The sequence below is a fragment of the Vreelandella hamiltonii genome (genome assembly GCF_014651795.1).
Classification (GTDB): domain Bacteria; phylum Pseudomonadota; class Gammaproteobacteria; order Pseudomonadales; family Halomonadaceae; genus Vreelandella; species Vreelandella hamiltonii.
The window spans coordinates 73,245-93,643 of the sequence record NZ_BMXO01000007.1; the positions used below are offsets into that span (position 1 = coordinate 73,245).

18 protein-coding genes are annotated in these 20,399 nt (G+C 62.2%); 11 read left to right on the top strand and 7 right to left on the bottom strand.

The features are described 5' to 3' along the window. Nucleotides 1–35: 35 nt before the first annotated feature. The 4 genes from IE061_RS09005 to IE061_RS09020 form a co-directional block, all read right to left on the bottom strand. Nucleotides 36–647 (bottom strand): TorD/DmsD family molecular chaperone, encoded by a 612-nt coding sequence (locus tag IE061_RS09005; protein WP_193461447.1) that lies wholly within the window; start codon nucleotides 645–647, stop codon nucleotides 36–38. A 4-nt stretch (nucleotides 648–651) separates the two neighbouring features. After that, entirely contained in the window at nucleotides 652–2,367 is a 1,716-nt protein-coding gene (locus tag IE061_RS09010; protein ID WP_193461448.1) for a 4Fe-4S dicluster domain-containing protein, read from the bottom strand. 198 nt (nucleotides 2,368–2,565) lie between these two features. Then, nucleotides 2,566–3,180, bottom strand: coding sequence for a DUF3306 domain-containing protein (locus IE061_RS09015; RefSeq protein ID WP_016915152.1), 615 nt, complete (start codon nucleotides 3,178–3,180; stop codon nucleotides 2,566–2,568). A 4-nt stretch (nucleotides 3,181–3,184) separates the two neighbouring features. After that, nucleotides 3,185–3,616, bottom strand: coding sequence for a DUF3305 domain-containing protein (locus tag IE061_RS09020; protein ID WP_016915153.1), 432 nt, complete (start codon nucleotides 3,614–3,616; stop codon nucleotides 3,185–3,187). Nucleotides 3,617–3,760: 144 nt separating this feature from the next. On the opposite strand from IE061_RS09020, the gene IE061_RS09025 reads away from it, so the two are divergent. Genes IE061_RS09025 through IE061_RS09045 form a run of 5 tightly spaced genes read left to right on the top strand, consistent with a single transcriptional unit; the run spans nucleotide 3,761 to nucleotide 8,504 of the window. Next, complete coding sequence (locus tag IE061_RS09025) at nucleotides 3,761–4,618, top strand: formate dehydrogenase accessory sulfurtransferase FdhD (protein ID WP_016915154.1); 858 nt, start codon at nucleotides 3,761–3,763, stop codon at nucleotides 4,616–4,618. Beyond that, a complete protein-coding gene (mobA, locus tag IE061_RS09030; RefSeq protein ID WP_193461449.1) occupies nucleotides 4,615–5,235 on the top strand; it encodes a molybdenum cofactor guanylyltransferase MobA in 621 nt (206 codons plus the stop codon). Before IE061_RS09025 ends, mobA begins: the two co-directional genes overlap by 4 nt. Further along, nucleotides 5,232–6,485, top strand: a complete 1,254-nt coding sequence (moeA, locus tag IE061_RS09035; RefSeq protein WP_016915156.1) for a molybdopterin molybdotransferase MoeA — start codon at nucleotides 5,232–5,234, stop codon at nucleotides 6,483–6,485. The genes mobA and moeA overlap by 4 nt, the downstream gene beginning before the upstream one ends. Further along, nucleotides 6,482–7,474, top strand: coding sequence for a GTP 3',8-cyclase MoaA (gene moaA / locus IE061_RS09040; RefSeq protein ID WP_016915157.1), 993 nt, complete (start codon nucleotides 6,482–6,484; stop codon nucleotides 7,472–7,474). Before moeA ends, moaA begins: the two co-directional genes overlap by 4 nt. Nucleotides 7,475–7,478: 4 nt before the next feature. Then, nucleotides 7,479–8,504, top strand: a complete 1,026-nt coding sequence (locus IE061_RS09045) for a CobW family GTP-binding protein (protein WP_016915158.1) — start codon at nucleotides 7,479–7,481, stop codon at nucleotides 8,502–8,504. Here the strand turns inward: IE061_RS09045 and IE061_RS09050 are convergent. Together IE061_RS09050 and IE061_RS18055 are read right to left on the bottom strand one after the other, a co-directional pair. Next, nucleotides 8,478–10,220: a putative bifunctional diguanylate cyclase/phosphodiesterase gene (locus IE061_RS09050; RefSeq protein ID WP_230478418.1), complete on the bottom strand. Its 1,743-nt coding sequence runs from the start codon at nucleotides 10,218–10,220 to the stop codon at nucleotides 8,478–8,480. The two genes, IE061_RS09045 and IE061_RS09050, sit on opposite strands and share 27 nt — an antisense overlap. Before the next feature lie 53 nt (nucleotides 10,221–10,273). Next, nucleotides 10,274–10,837 (bottom strand): PDC sensor domain-containing protein, encoded by a 564-nt coding sequence (locus IE061_RS18055; RefSeq protein WP_230478419.1) that lies wholly within the window; start codon nucleotides 10,835–10,837, stop codon nucleotides 10,274–10,276. A 194-nt stretch (nucleotides 10,838–11,031) separates the two neighbouring features. On the opposite strand from IE061_RS18055, the gene IE061_RS09055 reads away from it, so the two are divergent. Continuing rightward, entirely contained in the window at nucleotides 11,032–11,937 is a 906-nt protein-coding gene (locus IE061_RS09055; RefSeq protein WP_193461451.1) for a LysR family transcriptional regulator, read from the top strand. Nucleotides 11,938–11,991: 54 nt separating this feature from the next. Here the strand turns inward: IE061_RS09055 and IE061_RS09060 are convergent, their stop codons facing one another. Further along, on the bottom strand, nucleotides 11,992–13,509 hold the full coding sequence (locus tag IE061_RS09060) for an NCS1 family nucleobase:cation symporter-1 (protein ID WP_100731323.1): 1,518 nt from the start codon (nucleotides 13,507–13,509) through the stop codon (nucleotides 11,992–11,994). 612 nt (nucleotides 13,510–14,121) lie between these two features. Between IE061_RS09060 and IE061_RS09065 the strand changes: the two genes are divergently transcribed. The 5 genes from IE061_RS09065 (at nucleotide 14,122) to IE061_RS09085 (ending at nucleotide 20,294) form a co-directional block, all read left to right on the top strand. Further along, nucleotides 14,122–14,988, top strand: coding sequence for a nitrilase-related carbon-nitrogen hydrolase (locus IE061_RS09065; protein WP_144980740.1), 867 nt, complete (start codon nucleotides 14,122–14,124; stop codon nucleotides 14,986–14,988). A 34-nt stretch (nucleotides 14,989–15,022) separates the two neighbouring features. Further along, nucleotides 15,023–16,462: a dihydropyrimidinase gene (hydA, locus tag IE061_RS09070; RefSeq protein WP_193461452.1), complete on the top strand. Its 1,440-nt coding sequence runs from the start codon at nucleotides 15,023–15,025 to the stop codon at nucleotides 16,460–16,462. A gap of 70 nt (nucleotides 16,463–16,532) precedes the next feature. Next, nucleotides 16,533–17,912 carry an NAD(P)-dependent oxidoreductase gene (locus IE061_RS09075; protein WP_193461453.1) on the top strand — a complete coding sequence of 460 codons (1,380 nt, stop codon included), beginning with the start codon at nucleotides 16,533–16,535 and terminating at the stop codon, nucleotides 17,910–17,912. Further along, entirely contained in the window at nucleotides 17,909–19,252 is a 1,344-nt protein-coding gene (gene preA, locus IE061_RS09080) for an NAD-dependent dihydropyrimidine dehydrogenase subunit PreA (RefSeq protein WP_230478420.1), read from the top strand. Before IE061_RS09075 ends, preA begins: the two co-directional genes overlap by 4 nt. A 199-nt stretch (nucleotides 19,253–19,451) precedes the next feature. Beyond that, entirely contained in the window at nucleotides 19,452–20,294 is an 843-nt protein-coding gene (locus IE061_RS09085) for an ABC transporter substrate-binding protein (protein ID WP_193461454.1), read from the top strand. Nucleotides 20,295–20,399: the final 105 nt, after the last annotated feature.

Genomic DNA, 20,399 nt, shown 5'->3' on the forward strand with positions numbered 1-20,399 from the left:
CGCTGGCCCGGCTATTCACTGACCGCGAACCAGGGTCAGGTCACGAGTCGTACTGGCTGATGGGCGGCTCGGTCGCTGATACGCGCCTGCTCGCTCTCCATGAAGGCACTGCCTAGCGCGCCCAGCGCGGCATAGAAGGCAGCCTCCACGTCAGCCACATCGTCGAAGCAGCGCTTTGCCCAGGGGGCCAAGTGCTGCTGAAAAAAAGCTACCTGCTCATCTGCCTGAGCTTCTACCAGCATGCCCATGACTTCACACACGGCGGCAAGGTGATCCTCGGGCTCATGGGTGCGTTCACTGCGCTCGAAGCCCAGCTCCCTCAGGTCACGGCGCAGCGCCACCAGCGCGGCTTCCATGAGCTCACCCTGCTGATACCAGGAGGCATAGGGCACGATATCGCCCTGAATGACGCCCACCAGATGGCGAAAGTGGGCGCGCTGCAGTCGCTCGGGGTCGGCCTGGGCGGCGGCCTGAGCAAGGCCAACCCAGCACTCGGCCAGCCGCGTGCCGTCCTGTTCTACCTCCAGCTCGGCCAGCCAGGCCAGGAGCTCAACGTCGGGCGACTGGCGCAACAGCCGTGCCAGCAGCTGGTAGATATCCCCGCGCAGCGCGTCGATCTCGCTGAGCATCGCCTCGGTTTCACTCATGGCGTTACACCTTCAACTGCGCGTCAGGGTCGCGCATCATGGTTTTCCAGACGTCTTTCACGCGGCAGTCTTCACACATTTCCAGACGCGCCAGCGCATCGCCGGCAAAATAGGGGTGATTGGCCAGCTTGGTTTTCATGGCGGCCACCGTGCTGACCGTCGCGAACGGTTTGCCACAGCCGATACACTCAAAGGCAGGCTCTTCATGGCACACGTGGCGCGTTTCACGGGCAGGCGCGGCCAGAAAACCAGGCACCAGGGTGATGGCATTTTCCGGGCACGCCTGTTCGCACAGGCCACACTGCACGCAGTCGGCTTCCAGGAAGCTGAGCACCGGCGTATCGCCGCCTGCCTGCAACGCGGGTGTCGGGCAGTTGCTGACGCAGGCATAGCACAACGTACAGGCGCTGCTATCCACGTCGATGCCGCCGTAGGCCGCGCCTTCCGGCAGCGCTTGACGCTCGCCGCTGGGGGTTCCCAGCGCGGCCAGGCGCGCCAGTACCTGATTCAATCGCGTGCGCTTGTTAGGCTCGCGAAAGCTGACGGCAGTGTCACTCAACGGCAGCAGGCTGGGCAGAGCGTCGCGCGTTTCAATGGCGTTGGCCGCCACCAGCTGGATACGTTCGACGGCGTGGCCAAGCGCTGCCAGCAACCCCTGGGCCAGCGCTACCTGATGGTTCAGAAAGGTGCTCAAACGGGGCGGCATGCCCTCGTGAAGCTGAATACGTACTTCAGAGGCGCCGCTGGCCAAGGCCGTCAGCCACTGGTCGTGGCCAGCCGCGCCCAGCTCTTCCAGCGGCACATCGATGAGATGGCCTGGCGTGACCACGCCCGCCTGGCGCTCTTGCTCCAGAGTATCGTGGGTGACGAAGCGCAGCACGGGCACCTCGCCTCCCGCTTCGCGGTAGGCCTCGAGCCACACTGACAGCGTATCCTGCTGACGGCGCGTTTCGGGCAGCCTGAACTCGATGGCACCGGTGGGGCAGGCGCTGGTGCAACTACCGACGCCCTGGCACAGAAAGGGGTCTATCTCGATGCGGGACTCGATACGCCCCTTGATGCTGGTGATGGCATCCGCCGGGCAGACGTCCAGGCAGCGGGTACACCCGACGTTACCACTGGCCGAATGCGCGCACAGGTCGGTATTGACCTGGAAGTAACGGGGCTTGTCGAACTCGCCTACCAGCTCGACAGCACTCTCCAGTACCTGCTGGCGCTGCTCATCGGCAGCCTCGGGAGCGAGTCGCAAATAGCCAGGCGGCGGCAATTCCCAGGGCATTGCGGGCAGCATGCCGGGGGCCGTCAGGTCCAGCACGACATCGAAGGCGTCACGCTCGACCAGCACTTGTGCCAGATCCAGCGTTTCACCCTGTGAAAACGGCACCTGAAGATGAAACGCGCCCAAGTGCCCGGTGATGGCGAGCTGCGCCAGCTGCTCGGCACTCAAGGGCTGCTCGATGACAGGCTCACTGCCCGCCGGCAGCTCGGCGGCGTCGTTCAGGGTCAGTAGCGTCAGCGATGCCAGCCCCTGATGCTGCAGTGCGCGAGCGGCGGCTGTCACGGGTTGAACGGCACCGATCAGCACCACGTGTCCACGACTATGGTAGGTAACGTTGGCGGGGGTCAGATTGACTGGCCAGGAGATACGCCGACGCACCGCTTCACGAGCGGCCGCGTTGCGCTGGTCGTCAATCGACGCCAGTTGGATTCGTTGGTTCATGCACGCTCACGGTCAATGGGTCGTTCTTATTATTTGAATGGTCGTTTTAATGGTCATTTTGACACAAGTGCGGCGTAACGCCACTGTCCTTATGCTTTCAGCGTATGGCGCTATGCCGCCTTTTGCCACTTTCATTGGTCGTATCACTGTCAACGGTGGCCCACCAGACCAACGCTAACCTCATGATAAAAAAGACAACTATCGTTCAGAGCGCTCACGGCGAGCGTGACAAGATAAATCAGACTGGTCGTCTAGGTCGGTTCTTTGTACAAAACTGCCATCGCCGTTGCAAGCCGCCATCTCCTCCGTATGGTCAGCCGACGGGGTGTCCTGGGGCTCTGTACGGGGTTCTGTCCGGGACTCTGCTGCTGGCGTGCTCTCCTCCTGGGGCACCTCGCTGGCCTCTTCCGCTTGGTGAGTCCACCGCCTGAGCTTGCCCGCCAGCTCGCTGGCCATGGGCTTCAACTGCTGCGTGTAGTCGGCATCGTAATCATCCAACCCGTCACGCACGTTGTAGTTGCCGGTGGCCCACAGTCGGCGCAGGGCACGGCGGCGCAGCGCCGAACTGACCCCCGCCGCCATGAAGGCACTGAAGTCGCTGCCAGCGGGCAGGGTATCAGGGTCGGGGAGCGTATCGTCCAGGCTGCCGGGCGCAGGTGCCGGGGGCTCAGCGGGGTCGGCCGGGGCTTCCTGGTGTACGTGCGCGTCAGCCAGCACCGGCGCTTCCTCACTTGCCTGGGCAGGCTCGGGCACCATGACGTCATCGCTCTCGAGACCGCGCTTTTTACGCGACCAACGCTCTAATCGGCTCATCGGGTCACTCCTTGTCGGGCAGCGCCTGAGCGCGGCCTGCCCCTTTGCGTTTTTTCTTGCGCTGCTCCACGGGGGCTTCTCCGTGACGGGCCAGATAGCGTTCGATCCACACCTGAATGGCCAGCGGCATGGGTGCCTCCAGCACCTGCTGTTCGCCATCCAGCCAGCCCGCCGCCACGTCCTGGCTCGCGGTAATGGCATCCGGCCTGGCTGGCTGACCGGTAAAACCAGCGCGCACGAAGAGTCTTGGGGTAGCGGACGTCAGGTTGAAGCGGTAAGCCGCACGTTCGGTCATGGAGAGCTGCAGATGCAGCACGTGGTCACCCTGGTCACCGGGCACCAGCTCGGTGATACGCCACTGGGTCACGGTAAACGCCCCCATGGTCTTTTGCTCGGCCACCAGGGTGGCACTAATGGCACGCAGATTATCACTCATGAGTTGCCCCTTTAGACCTTGAACGGGTAGACAAGTAAGCCTTTTGAGCGCCATCATCGTCAACTCAGACTATTTTACTCAACTATTACGTTAAACGCCGCGCCCATCGGGCGAGGCAGTGACGCGGAGCAGTGAGGATTGCGCATGCCCGCCCTTCAGTTAAGCCGTGCCCGGCTGCCAGCCACCACCACCATTAGCGTGATGGATGCCTACGGAGCAACCTGCCAGCAGGCCATTGCCGCCGAACGCGCCCTGACGGTCTACCTCAACAAGCGTGAAATCGTGACGCTGATGACCTTGGGCGATGACCCCGAAGCGCTGGTGGTTGGCTACCTGCGTAACCAGGGGCTGCTGTACCGGGCAGAAGACCTTATGGTGGTACAGGTGGATTGGAAGGTAGAGGCCGCCGCCGTGGTCACGCGCCATCTGCCCGACGACCTGGAAGCACGCCTGGGGACCCGCACGGTGACCACGGGATGCGGGCAGGGCACGGTATTCGGCAAGCTGCTGGAGCAGACATCGCTCACGGCGCTGCCCGCCACGCCGCTGGCCCAGTCGACCCTCTACCAGCTGCTGACCAACCTGAACCACTATAACGAAACGTATCGTAGCGCAGGGGCCGTGCATGGCTGCGCGCTGTGCCAGCAGGCCCAGGTGCTCGATTTCGTCGAGGACGTGGGGCGGCACAACGCCGTGGATACCCTGGCAGGCCGCCAGTGGTTGAACCAGGCCAACAGCCAGCAGGCCGATCTCTTCTACACCACCGGCAGGCTGACTTCCGAGATGGTGCTGAAAGTGGCACAAATGGGCATCAGCGTGCTGGTCTCACGCTCGGGGGTGACCCAGAAGGGTGTCGAGCTGGCCGAACGCTTCGGCGTGATGCTGATTGCCCGCGCCAAAGGCAAAAGCTTCCAGGCCATCAACGCCGAAGGGCGCTTGACGCTGGATGCCATTCCCCCCAAACCGCCGAGCGCTCGCTCGTCCAGGGAGGCAGGCATATGATCGCGACACACGACCTTACCGGCATGATTCTCGCGGGGGGTGAAGGCCGCCGCATGGGCGGCCGTGACAAGGGCCTCGAGCCCTTCTCAGGCCTGCCGCTGGTGGCACACACCGTCAAGCGCTTCGACGGCCAAGTTCATGAGCTGATGATCAACGCCAACCGCAACGGCGATGCATACGCGCTGTTCGCCGATCGGGTGATCGCCGATGCCGAAGGCGGCTTCAAGGGCCCTTTGATGGGCATTTATAGCGGCCTGCGCGCCGCCCGCACGCCGTGGCTGCTGGTTGCCCCCTGCGACTCCCCCGCGCTGCCCCATGACCTGGTGGCGCGCATGGTGGCAGGCATCGTCACGGAGGATGGCACGCACGATATTGCCGTGGCCTTCGACGGCGAGCGCCCGCACCCCGTGGTGGCGCTGCTGCGCACCTTGCTGGCCGACGACCTGGCCGCCACCCTGGCCGAGGGCGAACGCAAGATCGACCGCTGGTACGCTCGCCACGCCTGGTGCCGCGTGGACATGTCCGACTGCCCTGAGGCGTTCGCCAACCTCAATACCGAAGAGGAAAAAGCCCGCCTGGAACAGGCGCTGGCAACGTCCTCACGGGAGACCCCATGAGCCTGTCGTGTTTCGAGCTGGGCGAGCAGATGCTCAGCGTCGATGCTGCCCGCGAGGCGCTGATGACGCTGGTGGCGTCGCCGGTGGCCACCGAGCAGGTCGCCTTGAGCAGCGCTCATGGCCGTCGGCTGGCAGAGGACATCATTGCGCCCATCGATGTACCGCAAAACACCAACGCCGCCATGGATGGCGTGGCCCTGGCCTGGCCCAAAGCGCCTCCCTACACCACCCATTTCCCCATCGTGGGGGGCGCCTTCGCCGGGCAGGCGTTTGCCGACGAGGTGCCTGCGGGCCAGTGTGTACGCATCACCACCGGTGCGCCGATCCCCCGGGGTACCGATACGGTGATCATGCGTGAACAGCTGATCGACGATGGCGCAAGCGCCACCGTCGATGCGCCCGAACGGGTCACGGCCGGGCAGCACGTGCGCCAGGCCGGGGAAGACATTGCCAAAGGCAGCGTGGCCCTTGCCGCAGGCGCGCGCCTGGACGCCGCTCGCATGGGGCTGGTGGCCTCGCTGGGCCATGCCGTCGTCACGGTGTATCGGCGCCCCCGGGTGGCGATTTTTTCCACCGGTAACGAGGTGACGCCACCAGGCGACCCACTCCCCAGCGCAGGCGTCTACGACACCAACCGATTTACCCTGATGGGCCTGCTCGCCGAGCAGGGGGCCGAGGTGCTGGATCTGGGCATTCTCCCCGACGACCTCGACGCCATCGAAACCGCACTGGCCAGCGCCGCCACCCAGAGCGATCTGGTGATCACCAGCGGTGGGGTTTCCGTGGGCAATGCCGACTACACTCGGGCGGCGCTGGAAAAGCTTGGCCGCCTGGCCTTCTGGCGGGTAGCGCTACGCCCCGGACGGCCCATGGCCTGCGGACAGCTGGGCGCTACACAAACGCCCCTGATCGGCCTGCCGGGCAACCCGGTAGCGGTCATGGTGACATTCCTGCAATTCGTGGTACCGCTGCTGCGGCAGTTGCAGGGCCTGACCCCAGCGCCGCCGCCCCGGCTCAAGGCAATTGCCCAAACCACGTTGAAAAGCCGCTTGCAGCGCACTGACTTCATTCGCGGCGTTTACCACTGCGATGACCAGGGTACGCTGCATGTGCGCAGCACTGGAGCCCAGGGGTCGGGGATTCTGACTTCCATGGTGGCCGCCAACTGCCTGATCGAACTTGGCGATAACCAGGCAGGCGCCCAGCCAGGCGAGGTGGTCTGCATACAACCGATAACGAGCTGGCAATGACCGAACAACTGATCGACGACTTTGGCCGCCGAGTTCGCTACGTGCGGCTATCGGTGACCGACCGCTGCGATTTTCGCTGTGTCTACTGCATGAGCGAAGAGATGACCTTTCTGCCACGCGCCCAGGTGCTCACTCTGGAGGAGCTGGCTCTGGTGGCCCGCGCGTTTACCGAGCTGGGCGTTGAGAAAATCCGCCTGACGGGCGGTGAGCCGCTGGTGCGCAAGGGCATCGAACAGCTGGTGGACGACATCGGCGCGCTGCCGGGGCTGGATGACTTCACCATGACCACCAACGGCGCGAGCCTGCGCAAGCATGCCAGGCGGCTTTACGCGGGCGGCTTGCGTCGGCTCAACATCAGCCTCGACTCACTGCACCCCGAACGCTTCAAGCAGCTGACCCGCACGGGCGAGCTGGCCCGCGTGCTGGACGGCATTCAGGCAGCCAAGGAGGCTGGTTTCACCCGTATCAAGCTCAACGCGGTGATTCTGAAAGGGCGCAACGAAGACGAGGTGCTCGACCTGGTGAGCTTTGCCCGCCGCGAGCAGCTGGACATCAGCTTCATCGAGGAGATGCCGCTGGGGGATGTCTCGGACCACTCACGGGCAGAGACCTTCTACTCCAGCGATGACGTGCAGGCGCTGATCGAAACCCGCTACCCGCTGACCCCCACCACCGAAAGCACGCCGGGGCCCTCGCGCTACTTCAGGATGGCCGACAGCGACAGCCGCGTGGGGTTTATTTCCCCCCACAGCCATAACTTCTGCGACAGCTGCAACCGCGTACGCGTCACCGTGGAGGGCCGGCTGCTGCTGTGCCTGGGCAATGAACACTCGGTGGACCTGCGCGCGGTGCTGCGCCGTTACCCCGGCGAGATCGCGCCGCTCAAGCAGGCCATCATCGACGCACTGCCATTGAAGCCCGAGCGCCACCACTTCACCACCGATGGCGATGTGCAGGTGGTGCGCTTCATGAACATGACCGGAGGGTGAGCCGTTGGCGCTTGAGGCACTCGTACCCGTGCATATCGTGACCGGCTTTTTGGGTAGCGGAAAAACCACGCTGATTCATCAGCTGATAGAGCAGAAACCCACCCATGAAAAATGGGCCATTCTGGTCAACGAGTTCGGTCAGATCGGCATCGACCAGACCATGTTCGCGGCCCGTGATGACGTGGTGGTCAAGGGCCTGCCTGGCGGCTGCCTGTGCTGTCAGCTGGCATTCGTGCTGCAGGCGGCGCTGGTAAATCTGCTGGCACGCCAGAAACCCGACCGGGTGATCATCGAGCCTTCGGGGCTTGGGCACCCCGCCGGGCTGATGGATTTGCTGCAGGGTGAGGCTTTTCAGGACGTGGTGGCGGTGCAGGACATCATCGCCACCCTCGACCCGCGTCGGCTGGACGAAGCACGCGTGCGAGCGCATGAGACTTTTCAAGATCAGCTGACCATGGCCGATGTCGTGGTCATCACTCTGGCCGACATGGCCAGCGACGAACAACATGCACGGGCCGAGCAGTTCATCGACACGCTCTGGCCGCCGCGCAAATGGGTGCATAGCACCCAGCAAGGCCCCTTGCCCATTGACCGCCTGCTGAGCCCTTCGGCCCCCCGCCCTGCGGCGCCAGCCGCCATGCCCGCCGCGCACCAGGCCCTGGCCACCAGCGGCCCCAGCCTCGAAGGGGCATTCTTCGATCTCCCTCCGCCCCTCGGCAAGGCGCAGCAGCAGTCCGCCAGCGCTCTGGGCTACACCAGCACCGGCGTGCGCTGGCACCCCGCCGAGCGTTTCGACCTGGACCGTTTGGCGCTATGGATGAGCGAGCTACCTGCCACCGCCAGGGTGAAGGGCGTCTTCCATACGGACGATGGCTGGAAGCAGCTCAACCGCGCCGAAGGCACCCAGCGCGTGGCCGCCAGTGCCTGGCGACAAGACTCCCGGCTGGAAGTGATTACCCCTGACGGCACGCTGCCCCTGGCTGATGCTACGCTTCCTGATCAGCTACGCGCCCTGGGGGCCTGGCGGTGAGGGACGTTGCGCGCGTACGGCCTGCTCCATTTCCTCCACCGGCAGGGGCCGCCCGAACAAGTACCCCTGAAACGCATGGCATCCGTGGGCCATGAGCCATGCCTGATGCGCCCGAGTTTCGACCCCCTCGGCGATGACATCCAGATTCAGGCTCTTGGCCAGGGCAATGGTACTTTCGACGATGGCGGCATTGGCACTGCTCTCGAGCACCTGCTGGACGAAGGACTGGTCAATCTTCAACTGATCCAGCGGGAGCTGTGCCAGATACGCCAGCGACGAGTAGCCGGTGCCGAAGTCGTCCAGCGAGAAGCGAACGCCGCGCGCCTTCAGGCTTAGCATCTTGTCACGGGCATCGTCTCGGGCGTCGACGAACAGCGTTTCGGTGACTTCCAGCTTCAACCGCTCGAGCGGGGCTCGGGTGCGCTGGAACACCTGCTCCACTCGATGTAGAAAATCGCTCTCGCGGAACTGCAGAGGGCTGATGTTGACTGAAATGGTCAGCTGCTCGAACCCCGGCTGGTGCTGCCACACAGCCAACTGATGGCAGGCTGCCTCCAGCACCCACTCACCTACGTCGTTGATCAAGCCAGTGCTTTCCAGTAGCGGAATGAACTCGCCGGGCGACACCAGCCCGCGTTCAGGATGGTGCCAGCGTAACAGCGCTTCGACGCCCACGATGCGCCCCTGTTCATCCACCTGGGGCTGATAGTGCAACAGCCACTGCTGATGAACCAACGCCAGACGCAGGTCAGACTCCAGTTTGACCCGTGCCAGCAGCGCCGCCTGCATGGAGGGATCGAAAAAGCGTAGGCCGCGCCGGCCACTGGCCTTGGCCTGGGAAAGCGCCATGTCCGCCTGCTGCAGATAATCATCGGCACTGCGTTGGCTGTCGGCCATGACGGTGATGCCCACGCTGGCCGTGACCGACGCCTGCTCATCCCCTACCTGGATCGGGGTATCCAGCGCTGCCATCAGCTTGCTGGCGATATGCTCGGCCAGCGCCTGCGTTTTACGCGGGCTGCCGTCCACTCCCTCGACCAACACGGCAAATTCGTCGCCGCCCAGTCGCGCCAGAGTGTCCGTATCGCGCAGCATCTGGCCAAAACGGCGTGCCACGTTCTGCAACAGCCGGTCACCGATATGATGCCCCAGGGTATCGTTGACATGATTGAAACTATCCAGGTCCAGCAGAATCAGCGCTCCGCAGCGCTGGTGGCGGTTCAGCTCCTTGAGGGCCACGCCGATTCGGTCGATGAACAGGCGACGGTTGGCAAAGCCGGTCAGCGGATCGTAGAACGCCAGCTGATGAATTTCCTGCTCGGCCGCCTTGCGCTCGCTGATGTCACTCATGGTGGCCACATAGTGGGTCAAGCTGCCGTTGCGGTCGTGCACGGCGCTGATGGTCAGCCACTCGGGAAACAGCTCGCCGTTCTTGCGCTGGTTCCAGATTTCCCCCTCCCAGCTTCCCGTGGAGAGTACGCTGCGCCATAAGCGTCGGTAGAATGCGGCATTGTGGTGCCCAGAGCTGAACATGCGTGGGTTCCTGCCCACGACCTCTGCATCACTGTAGCCGGTGATGCGCTTGAAAGTGTCGTTCACTTTCAGGATCGTGCCCCGTGCATCGGTCACCATGATGCCCAAATGTGCCTGAAATGCAGCGGCAGCAATTTGCAGCTCCACTTCGGCGCGTTTTGCGTCAGTTACCTCACGGGTCACGGAAAGCACTCCTTCCAATTCGTCCGGTTGTTGGGTGCTGCTCACCAGAGGACTCAACGCCCCCTCGGCAGGGCCTGGCCGCCGCACATGGTGCAGATAGAAGCGCTGATCCAGGGCCGACCAATAAAGCGGCGTGACCACTTCGTCATACGCTGACTGGCTGAAACCTCGCAACGTGCCGTCTGGCTCAGATCCCTGCCCGCATGACGGTTGTCGCCGCTGCTTACCCAAGCGCGCCCGTCTGCATTCAACACGCCAAGCTCATCGATCAACGGCAGATAGCGCGTCAGGTTCTCCAGCGCTACCTGAACCTGCACCTCACGGTCAGGCACGCCTGCCGTCTGACGTTCGAGCAGCTCTTCGAGCCCAAACAGCGCCTGCGCGCTCTGCCCCAGTACTCCATTCGCCCATTCAGCCACCACGCTGGCGCGGGCAGCAGCCCGCGCTTCTGCGGCCTGCAGCTCTTGCTCGTACTGCCCTTTCAACAGCCAGCCAAACAGTACCAGCATCACGCACAGCGACACGATGTAAATGGCAATGACGCGATGGCGGTAACGACGATGGCGAGGCAGCGTATCAAGGTGTCGGGAGAGTCCATCACTCGGCGGGAGCGACATCATGCATACCTTAGTCAGGCATCCCGTGGGCGCACCTGATAGAGTGAAAAAAGACAGAGGAAGATACACCAGCCCGAGACATGGGTGGGACTGTTGAAGTGTGGCGCGATGTTTTTTTGATGTATATCAATTTTTGGCAAAAACCGTCATCAAAATCCTCATATCGGTATGACCGGCAGGGCAACGAGGCAGCCATGGCATCTCTGGGACAAATGAGCGATTACGACATACGCCTGGTGCGTATCTTCAAGACCGTGGTGGAGTGCGGTGGCTTCACCGCAGCAGAAACGACGCTGGGCATCAGCCGCTCGGCCATCAGCCAGCACATGAGCGACCTGGAGAGCCGCCTGGGGTTTTCGCTTTGCCAGCGAGGTCGCGGTGGGTTCAGCCTGACCGAAGAAGGCAAGGAGATTTACCAGGCAGGCCTGACCCTGCTGACTGCCCTCGAAACCTTCAAAAGTGATGTCAATGCACTGCATCAGACCATCAAGGGCGAGCTGAATATCAGCATCACCGATAGCCTGGTGACGCTACCCGCCATGAACGTTACCCACGCCCTGGCGGCGCTGACGGCGCCCAACCATGCGGTGACCGTGAATATTCATATGGAACCCTCGGACGCGGTGATCCGTGGCGTCATGGATGGGCATCTGCACGTCGGGGTGGTGCCTGCCGTGAACCTGCCGACCAGCCTGGAGACGCGCTGGCTTTACGACGAGCCGTCCTACCTGTACTGCTCGGCAGAGCACCCTTTGTTCCCACAGACCGATGAGACGCTCGAAGCAGGCGAGATTGCCCAGCACCCCGCCATACAGCCCCGCTACCCGCTACCGGAAAAGGCCCGCCAGGCCCACGAAGCACTCAACCGTCGAGCCTCTGCGTCAGACCGGGAAGGCGCTGCCTTCCTGATCCTGACCGGGCGCTTCATTGGCTTTCTACCCGAACACGTGGCCGCCCAGTGGGTCAGCGCAGGCAAGATGCGTGCCCTGCTGCCCCAGCACTACGCCTATCGCATCCCGTTCGTGCTGATTACCCGCCACGACCGCCGCCCCAACCGCGTGGTGGATGCCTTCCTGGGGCTGGTGAAGGAAGCCAACTAGCGGCGCAGCCCGCCAGGCTCTGCCCGACAGCTGGCTGCGCCATGCGCTACCGCATCAAGGCTGGCGAGCCGCCTCGCTGGCCATCAGCGGCACAGGGCCTGCCTGGGGAGACGACGCCAGCGTACGGCTGGCGACGTAGTACACCAGCGCCCCCAACGCCGAGCCCGTGAACCAGCCGTAGTCATAGAACCAGTTCATGGTACCGGTCAGCAGCGACAGCAGGGTCAGGCTCACCGGAATGCCGAAGGCAATGAATCCGGCGATATTGACCGCGGGGTAAGCCTGGTGGTCCATGTACAGGCTAGGCACATCCAGGCGCTGGCGTTTGATCAGGAAATAATCCACCGCCATGATGCCTGCAATCGGGCCCAGCAGGCTGGAGTAGCCCAGCAGCCAGTTGGAGTACATCTGCTCCAGTGAAACGCCCTGGCTCACCACCCCCGCCTTTTGCAGCAGGTCGTAGCCCATCAGCAGCACCCCCACGGCGCCGGTCATCAGCACGCCACGGGTTTGATTGATCAGCTTGGGGGCAATGTTCTGAAAGTCATTGGTGGGTGAGACGATATTGGAAGCGGTGTTGGTCGAGATGGTCGCCACGATGATCAGCAGCATGGCCATGATGACCCAGAAAGGGCTGTCGATATAGCCGATCAAGCGCACCGGGTCGGCCACGGTTTGGCCTACCAGCGTTTCCGAGGCGGCGGTCAATACCACGCCCAGGGCAGCAAAGAAGAACATGGTCAACGGCAAGCCCAGGATCTGCCCGACGATCTGGTCCTTCTGGCTCTTGGCGAAGCGGCTGAAATCAGGAATGTTCAGTGACAGCGTCGCCCAGAAGCCCACCATGGCCGTCAGGCCAGCAAAGAAATAGCCATACACCGAAGCTCCTTCCGGGCGCGACGGCGGCTGGGCCAGCAGTTCGGTCATCGACATGTGCGGCCACGCCCACATCATCAGTCCGATCCCCACGGCCAACAGCAGCGGTGCCGCCAGGGTTTCCAGCCACTTGATCGACTCGGCCCCGCGAATCACCACGTACAGGTTCATGGCGCCAAACACGAAGAAACCAATCACCTCGCCAACGCCTCCCAGCGCCGCCCAGGCGGGAAACAGAGCCGACAGCAGCAGGTGAATGGCCAGCCCGCCAAACATGGTTTGAATGCCAAACCAGCCGCAGCCCACCAGCGCCCTGACCAGGCAAGGCACGTTGGAACCCAGGATGCCAAACGAAGAGCGCAGCACCACCGGAAAGGGAATGCCGAATTTGGTGCCGGGAAAAGCGTTCAGCGTCAGCGGAATCAGCACGATCACGTTGGCCAGCAGAATGGCCAGCAGCGCCTCGCCCACGCTCAGCCCAAAGTAGGCCGTGAGCACGCCGCCCAGGGTGTAGGTAGGCACGCAGATCGACATACCGACCCACAGCGCCGCAATGTTCCATTTACTCCAGGTACGCTCTTTTGCTTCGGTAGGCGCAATATCTTCATTGAAGCGGGCGCTTTCACGCACATCGTCTTCCACTGCCAGTTCGACCAACCCCTGCTGATCGATCATTCGAGATTTAGCTGCCGTCATTGTTGTCTCCTCAGCCTCGCCATTGCCTTTTTATCTTCAAAGGTTCAGCAAGTTGTGCAGCAATAAGCGTGCCCAAAACCACTCGCTCACCGCTAACTCATTGAACACAAAGCTGACTAAACAGACATATATAAAGACGAAGCCCTCTGTATCATTGTTGTTATAGTCACGGGTATTAAAACCTCCTAAACAGGGTAGCGACATATTCGTAAAACGCACCACAAGAATGCAAAACACCAATATAAAAACCAAAAAATAAAACACAAACCATTGATTTAAAAAAATAAAAATGAAACGCCATAATAGTGCAACACCTCACCAAATTGATAAAAACGGACAATAAAAAACTTAAAAAACAGCAAAAACAGTCACTTGAAAGACAACCAGGATTTTCATAAAAACTTCTTGCAAAACGTCTTCAACCAGCGCTATGTTCAAAAAGCTGTCTATCTTGACAGCTTTGCTAACAATTATAAGTTTCGACCATGAGTCGATGTCATGACACGCCTAGCGATCTTTTCCGCCACTCATCGATACCGGCAGAAAAGCCACCCATAGCTGGCCTCCCATCCATTCGGAGGTCGTCGCGTTATGACAAAAGAGGGGTAGTCCATGCAGAAAATGAAGATTGGCCTGATCCAGATGGCCCTGAATACCAGCACCGATCAGGAACCCGGCGTCATTCGTGACGCGATGAACGAAGCGCACCTGCCCATGATTCAGCAAGCCGCCGAGCAAGGCGTGCAGGTGCTGTGCTTTCAGGAAGTGTTCAATCAGCCCTATTTTTGCCCCAGCCAGGACAGCAAATGGTACGCCGCCGCCGAGCGAGTGCCGGAGGGCCCCACCTGCCAGATGATGCAAAAGCTCGCGGCCGAGCACCGCATGGTGATCATCGTCCCTATCTATGAAGAGACCGAGACCGGCGTTTACTACAACACGGCAGCGGTATTCGACGCTGACGGCAGCTACCTGGGCAAATACCACAAGACACACATTCCCCAGGTGGCTGGCTTTTGGGAGAAATTCTTCTTCAAACCAGGCAAATCCAACTGGCCGGTTTTCGATACCGCCTACGGCAAGATCGGCGTGTATATCTGCTACGACCGCCACTTCCCGGAAGGCTGGCGGGCATTGGCGCTCAACGGCGCCGACGTGATTTTCAACCCTTCGGCCACGGTGGCCGGTCTTTCCCAATACCTCTGGGAGCTTGAGCAACCCGCCTCTGCCGCTGCCAACGGCTGCTTCATCGCCGCCATCAACCGGGTTGGCACCGAGGCGCCCTGGAATATCGGCGACTTCTACGGCTCCAGCTACATCGTCAACCCACGCGGCAAGATCGAAGCCCAGGCCAGCGCCACGGAAGATGAGCTGTTAGTGCATGAGATCGACCTGGATATGGTGCGCGAGGTGCGCAACAACTGGCAGTTCTTCCGCGACCGACGCCCCGAGACCTACACCCGCCTCACCGACGGTGAATGATTCTGCTGGCTAAACACAACGACAGGAGCGAACCATGAGCTTATTGATCAAGGGCGGCACGGTGGTCACCCACGCCGACACTTACCGCGCCGATGTGCTGTGTGTCGACGGCAAAATCCACGCCATTGGCACCGACCTGGACGTGCCGGAAGGCTGCGAGATCGTCGATGCCAGCAACCAACTGGTGATGCCCGGCGGCATCGACCCCCATACCCACATGCAGATGCCCTTCATGGGCGCGGTGGCCAGCGAAGACTTCTACACCGGCACCGCCGCCGCCATGGCGGGCGGCACCACCACGATCATCGACTTCGTGATTCCCAGCCCCGGTCAGTCGTTGCTGGAAGCCTTCGAGACCTGGCAGGGCTGGGCGGAAAAAGCCGCCACTGACTTCGCCTTCCACGTCGCTATTACCTGGTGGGATGAGAGCGTCAAAGAGGAAATGGGCACCCTGGTGCGCGACTACGGGGTCAACAGCTTCAAGCACTTCATGGCCTACAAGGGCGCGATCATGGCCACCGATGACATTCTGGTGGAGAGCTTTTCCCGCTGCCTGGAGCTGGGAGCGGTGCCCACCGTGCATGCCGAAAACGGCGAGCTGGTCTACCACATGCAGCAGAAGCTGCTGGCCCAGGGCATCACCGGGCCGGAAGCCCACCCGCTTTCCCGCCCACCGCAGGTGGAAGGCGAAGCCGCCAGCCGCGCCATTCGCATTGCCTCCACCCTGGGCGCGCCGGTCTACCTGGTACACGTCTCCACCAAAGACGCGGTGGATGAAATCGCCTACGCCCGCCAGCAGGGCCACCCGGTGTTTGGCGAGTGCCTGGCGGGCCACCTGGTGATCGATGACAGCGTATACCAGCACCCGGACTGGGCCACCGCCGCCGCCCATGTGATGAGCCCGCCATTCCGGCCCAAAGGCCACCAGGAAGCGCTCTGGCACGGCCTGCAATCTGGCAATCTGCAAACCACCGCTACCGACCACTGCTGTTTCTGCGAAGAGCAGAAGGCCGCCGGGAAAGATGACTTCACCAAGATTCCCAACGGCACCGCAGGCGTGGAAGACCGCCTGGCCGTGCTGTGGGACGAAGGGGTCAATACCGGCAAGCTCTCGCCCCAGGAGTTCGTGGCGGTCACCTCCACCAACACCGCCAAAATCTTCAACCTCTACCCGCGCAAAGGGGCGATTCAGGTGGGTGCCGATGCCGACCTCGTGGTCTGGGACCCCAACGGCACCCGCACGATTTCCGCCAAGACCCATCATCAGAACGTCGATTTCAATATTTTCGAGGGCAAGACGGTGCGCGGCATTGCCCGCCATACCATCAGCCAGGGCAAATGGACCTGGCGGGATGGCGAGCTGCACGCCGAGCGCGGCGCAGGGCGCTACTTAGAACGCCCCGCCTACCCCGGCGTGTTCGAGCTGCTCGCAAAACGTGCCGAGCTGAATGCCCCCGTGGCGGTCACTCGCTGAGCCTCGCCCCACAAAGAACAGACGCCCCACGAAGAACAGAACGATCCAGAAGGACCAGGGAGAAACGACCGTGACCCATTCACTTGATCATCTGCCCAGCGCAAAAGAGGTCGGCACCTACGACCCAGCGACGCTGGCAAGCAACTTCAGCGACCTGCATCCGCCGCTGACGCCGCGCCAGGCCATCATCGAAAGCCAGCGCTGCCTGTACTGCTATGACGCGCCCTGCGTCGAGGCCTGCCCGTCGGACATCGACATTCCCAGCTTCATCCGCCAAATCAGTGACAACAACATTAATGGCGCAGCAGAAACCATTCTGGAAGCCAATATCCTCGGCGGCAGCTGCGCCCGGGTGTGCCCCACGGAAATCCTTTGCGAACGCAGCTGCGTGCGTAACCACGACGCCGAGTGCCAGCCGGTACTAATCGGTTTGCTCCAGCGTCACGCTACCGATCACATGCAGTTCGATAGCCACCCCTTCAAGCGGGCCGCCAGCACTGGCCGCCATGTTGCCGTGGTGGGCGCGGGGCCTGCGGGCCTCTCCTGCGCTCATCGCTTGGCCATGCTGGGCCACCAGGTCACCCTCTTCGAGGCCGAGCAAAAGCCTGGCGGGCTCAACGAGTACGGCATTGCCCGCTACAAGATGACCGACGATTTTGCCCGCAAGGAAGTCGAGTTCCTGCTGGACATTGGCGGCATCGACCTCCAGTACGGCCAGCGTCTGGGCGACAACCTCACTCTCGATACCCTGCGCCAGCAGTACGACAGCGTGTTTCTGGGGTTGGGGCTGGGGGCCAGCCGCACGCTAGGGCTGACCGGCGAAGATGCACAGGGCCTGATGCCCGCCGTGGACTACATCAAGACCCTGCGCCAAACCGATGACCTGAGCACCCTGGCCGTGGCCAAACGCTGCATCGTGATTGGCGCAGGCAATACCGCCATCGATATGGCCACGCAAATGGCGCGTTTGGGGGCCAAGGAGGTCACTCTGGTGTATCGCCGTGGCACTGAGGCGATGTCCGCCACCGACCACGAACAGGAGATTGCCAAGGCCAACGGCGTGCGCATGGTGACCTGGGCCCAGCCGGACGAGATTCTGCTGGATGCCCAAGGGCGAGTGGCAGGCATGCGTTTTGCCCACACCGCAGAGCAGCAAGGCAGCCTCTCCACCACGGGTGAGACCTTCGAGATCGCGGCGGATGCCATTTTCACCGCCATCGGCCAGGGCTTCGAGGGCGACAGCCTACGCGATGCCACCGCCTCCGAACTGGCCCGGGATGGCGAGCGCATCCACGTCAATGAGCTGTTCCAGACCTCATTGACCAACGTTTATGCCGGCGGCGACTGCGTCAAACCCGGCCAGGACCTCACCGTGCAGGCCGTGCAGCACGGCAAGCTGGCCGCCCACGCCATCCATCAAGCGCTCGCCGCCCAGCAGGAGGCCGCATGAACACCACACCTTTCAACACCCTCTCTTTTCCAGGCAAGAAACATAGCGGCGACAGCGTAGTGAACGGCGTCGATCTGTCGGTGAACTTTGCCGGTATCAAAGCCCCCAACCCCTTCTGGCTGGCCTTGGCCCCGCCTACCGACAAAGCCTACAACGTGGTGCGCGCCTATGAAGCGGGCTGGGGCGGCGTGGTATGGAAAACCCTCGGTGAAGAGCCGCCTGCCGTGAACGTCTCCTCCCGCTACTCGGCCCACTACGGCAAAAACCGCGAGGTGATCGGCTTCAACAATATCGAGCTGATTACCGACCGTTCGCTGGAGATCAACCTTCAAGAGATCACCCAGGTGAAGAAGGATTGGCCGGACCGGGCGCTGATCGTTTCCATCATGGTGCCCTGCAACGAGGAGGCCTGGGCGTATATCCTGCCACGGGTGGAAGCCACCGGGGCAGACGGCATCGAGCTCAACCTGGGCTGCCCCCACGGCATGCCGGAACGCGGCATGGGCGCGGCGGTGGGCCAAAACCCGGATTTGATCGAAAAAGTCACCTACTGGTGTAAAAAGCACTACTCCAAGCCGGTCATCGTCAAGCTCACCCCCAACATCACCGATATTCGCGTGGGCGCCCAGGCGGCGCTGCGGGGTGGAGCCGATGCGGTCTCGTTGATCAACACCATCAACTCCATTACCAGCATCGACCTGGACAACATGGTCGCCAAACCCACCGTGGGCCACCAGAGCACCCACGGCGGCTACTGCGGCAGCGCGGTGAAACCCATCGCCCTGAACATGGTGGCAGAAATTGCCCGAGACCCAGCCACGCCCACGCTGCCCATTTCCGGTATTGGCGGAATTTCCACCTGGCGGGATGCGGCGGAATTCATCGCCCTGGGCGCGGGCAGCGTGCAGGTGTGCACCGCGGCCATGCTCAACGGTTTTCGCATTGTTGAAGAGATGAAAGATGGCCTCTCCCGCTGGATGGCGGAAAAAGGCTACGACTCCATCGAAGCGTTTTCCCGCAAGGCGGTGCCGCAAACCACCGACTGGAAGCACCTGGATATCAACTTCAAGACCATCGCCCATATCGACCAGGACCTGTGCATCGAGTGTGGCCGCTGCTATATCGCCTGCGAGGACACCTCTCACCAGTCGATTGCCAAGCTCACCGAGCAGGACGGCGCGCGCCGCTACGAAGTCATCGAAGACGAGTGCGTGGGCTGCAACCTGTGCCAGATCACCTGCCCGGTGGAGAACTGCATCACCATGGTGCCTCAGGAAACCGGCAAGCCCTTCCTCGCCTGGGATGACGACCCGCGCAACCCCTTCCGCGTCGCCTCTTAGTCGCCTGGTTGCTTGATCACCATGCGCCACCACGACCGCCTCTAAGGAGGCGGTCGCATTTTCTGCAACGTGCCGTTCCCTTTTCAACACGCGACAACGCCGCTGCTTGCTGCAATGATGAGAAATTATTGCATATAGCTATATTTCTCAAAGAACAGCTGTGTTTCTCAAAGCTGTGTTCCTCAAAAAAGGGCCTCTCATGAAAGTAACCGCCATCGCCACTGCACTACTGCTGACCAGCGCCGCCGCGAGCGCCGACCAGCGCATTGCCACGTTTGATCTAGGCAGCCTGGATACGCTGGACGCCCTGGGGGTGAGTGAACAGGTGGTGGGCGTGCCCAAAGCCAGTTTACCGAGCTACCTCGAACAGTATGCCGCCGACCGCCACACCGACATCGGCGGCCTGCGCTCCCCCGACATGGAGGCACTGGCAGAGGCCAGCCCGACGTTGATCGTACACACCGGCCGCCAGGCAGAGTGGGCCGACGCGCTGGGCGAAATCGCCCCGCTGTTCGATGCCAGCGTGGCCGGTGAGGCGTATCTTGACTCCATCGAGCGCAACGTGCGTGAACTGGCTAGCCAACTGGCGGTGGAAAACGCGGCCGAAGAGGCCCTGCAGACGCTGAATAGCGAAATCGAGCGCCAGCGGGAAACACTGCAGGATGCCCCGACGACGCTGGTGGTCACCCATAATGGTGGCAACCTGATGCTCAATCAGCACCCGGTGGTTCATGAAGTATTGGGCATTGCTGCCTTGGAGATGCCCGAGAGCGTGACCCCCGAAGTACGCGGCGAACGCACCTTTACGCCGCTTTCCGCTGACGCCATTGCCGAGATCGACCCTGAGATCGTGCTGGTGATCGACCGCAGTGCGGCCATTGGCGACGAGCCCGCAGACGCCGAGCAGCTTCGCCAGCAGTGGGCAGAAGCGGGCACGGACGCCCAGCTGGTGATGCTCACCCCTGCGCTTTGGTACCTCTCTGGCGGCGGCCTGCAGAGCCTGGCCCTGCAAATCGAGGAAGTGGCCAGCGCGCTCAACTAGGCGCTGTCTGAAAAGTCGGCTTGCTGCTTGACCATACAGGCGCAAAACACAGAGCCCCGCCACCGGTTTACGGTGGCGGGGCTCTGTGGCTCATAGAGATAACCT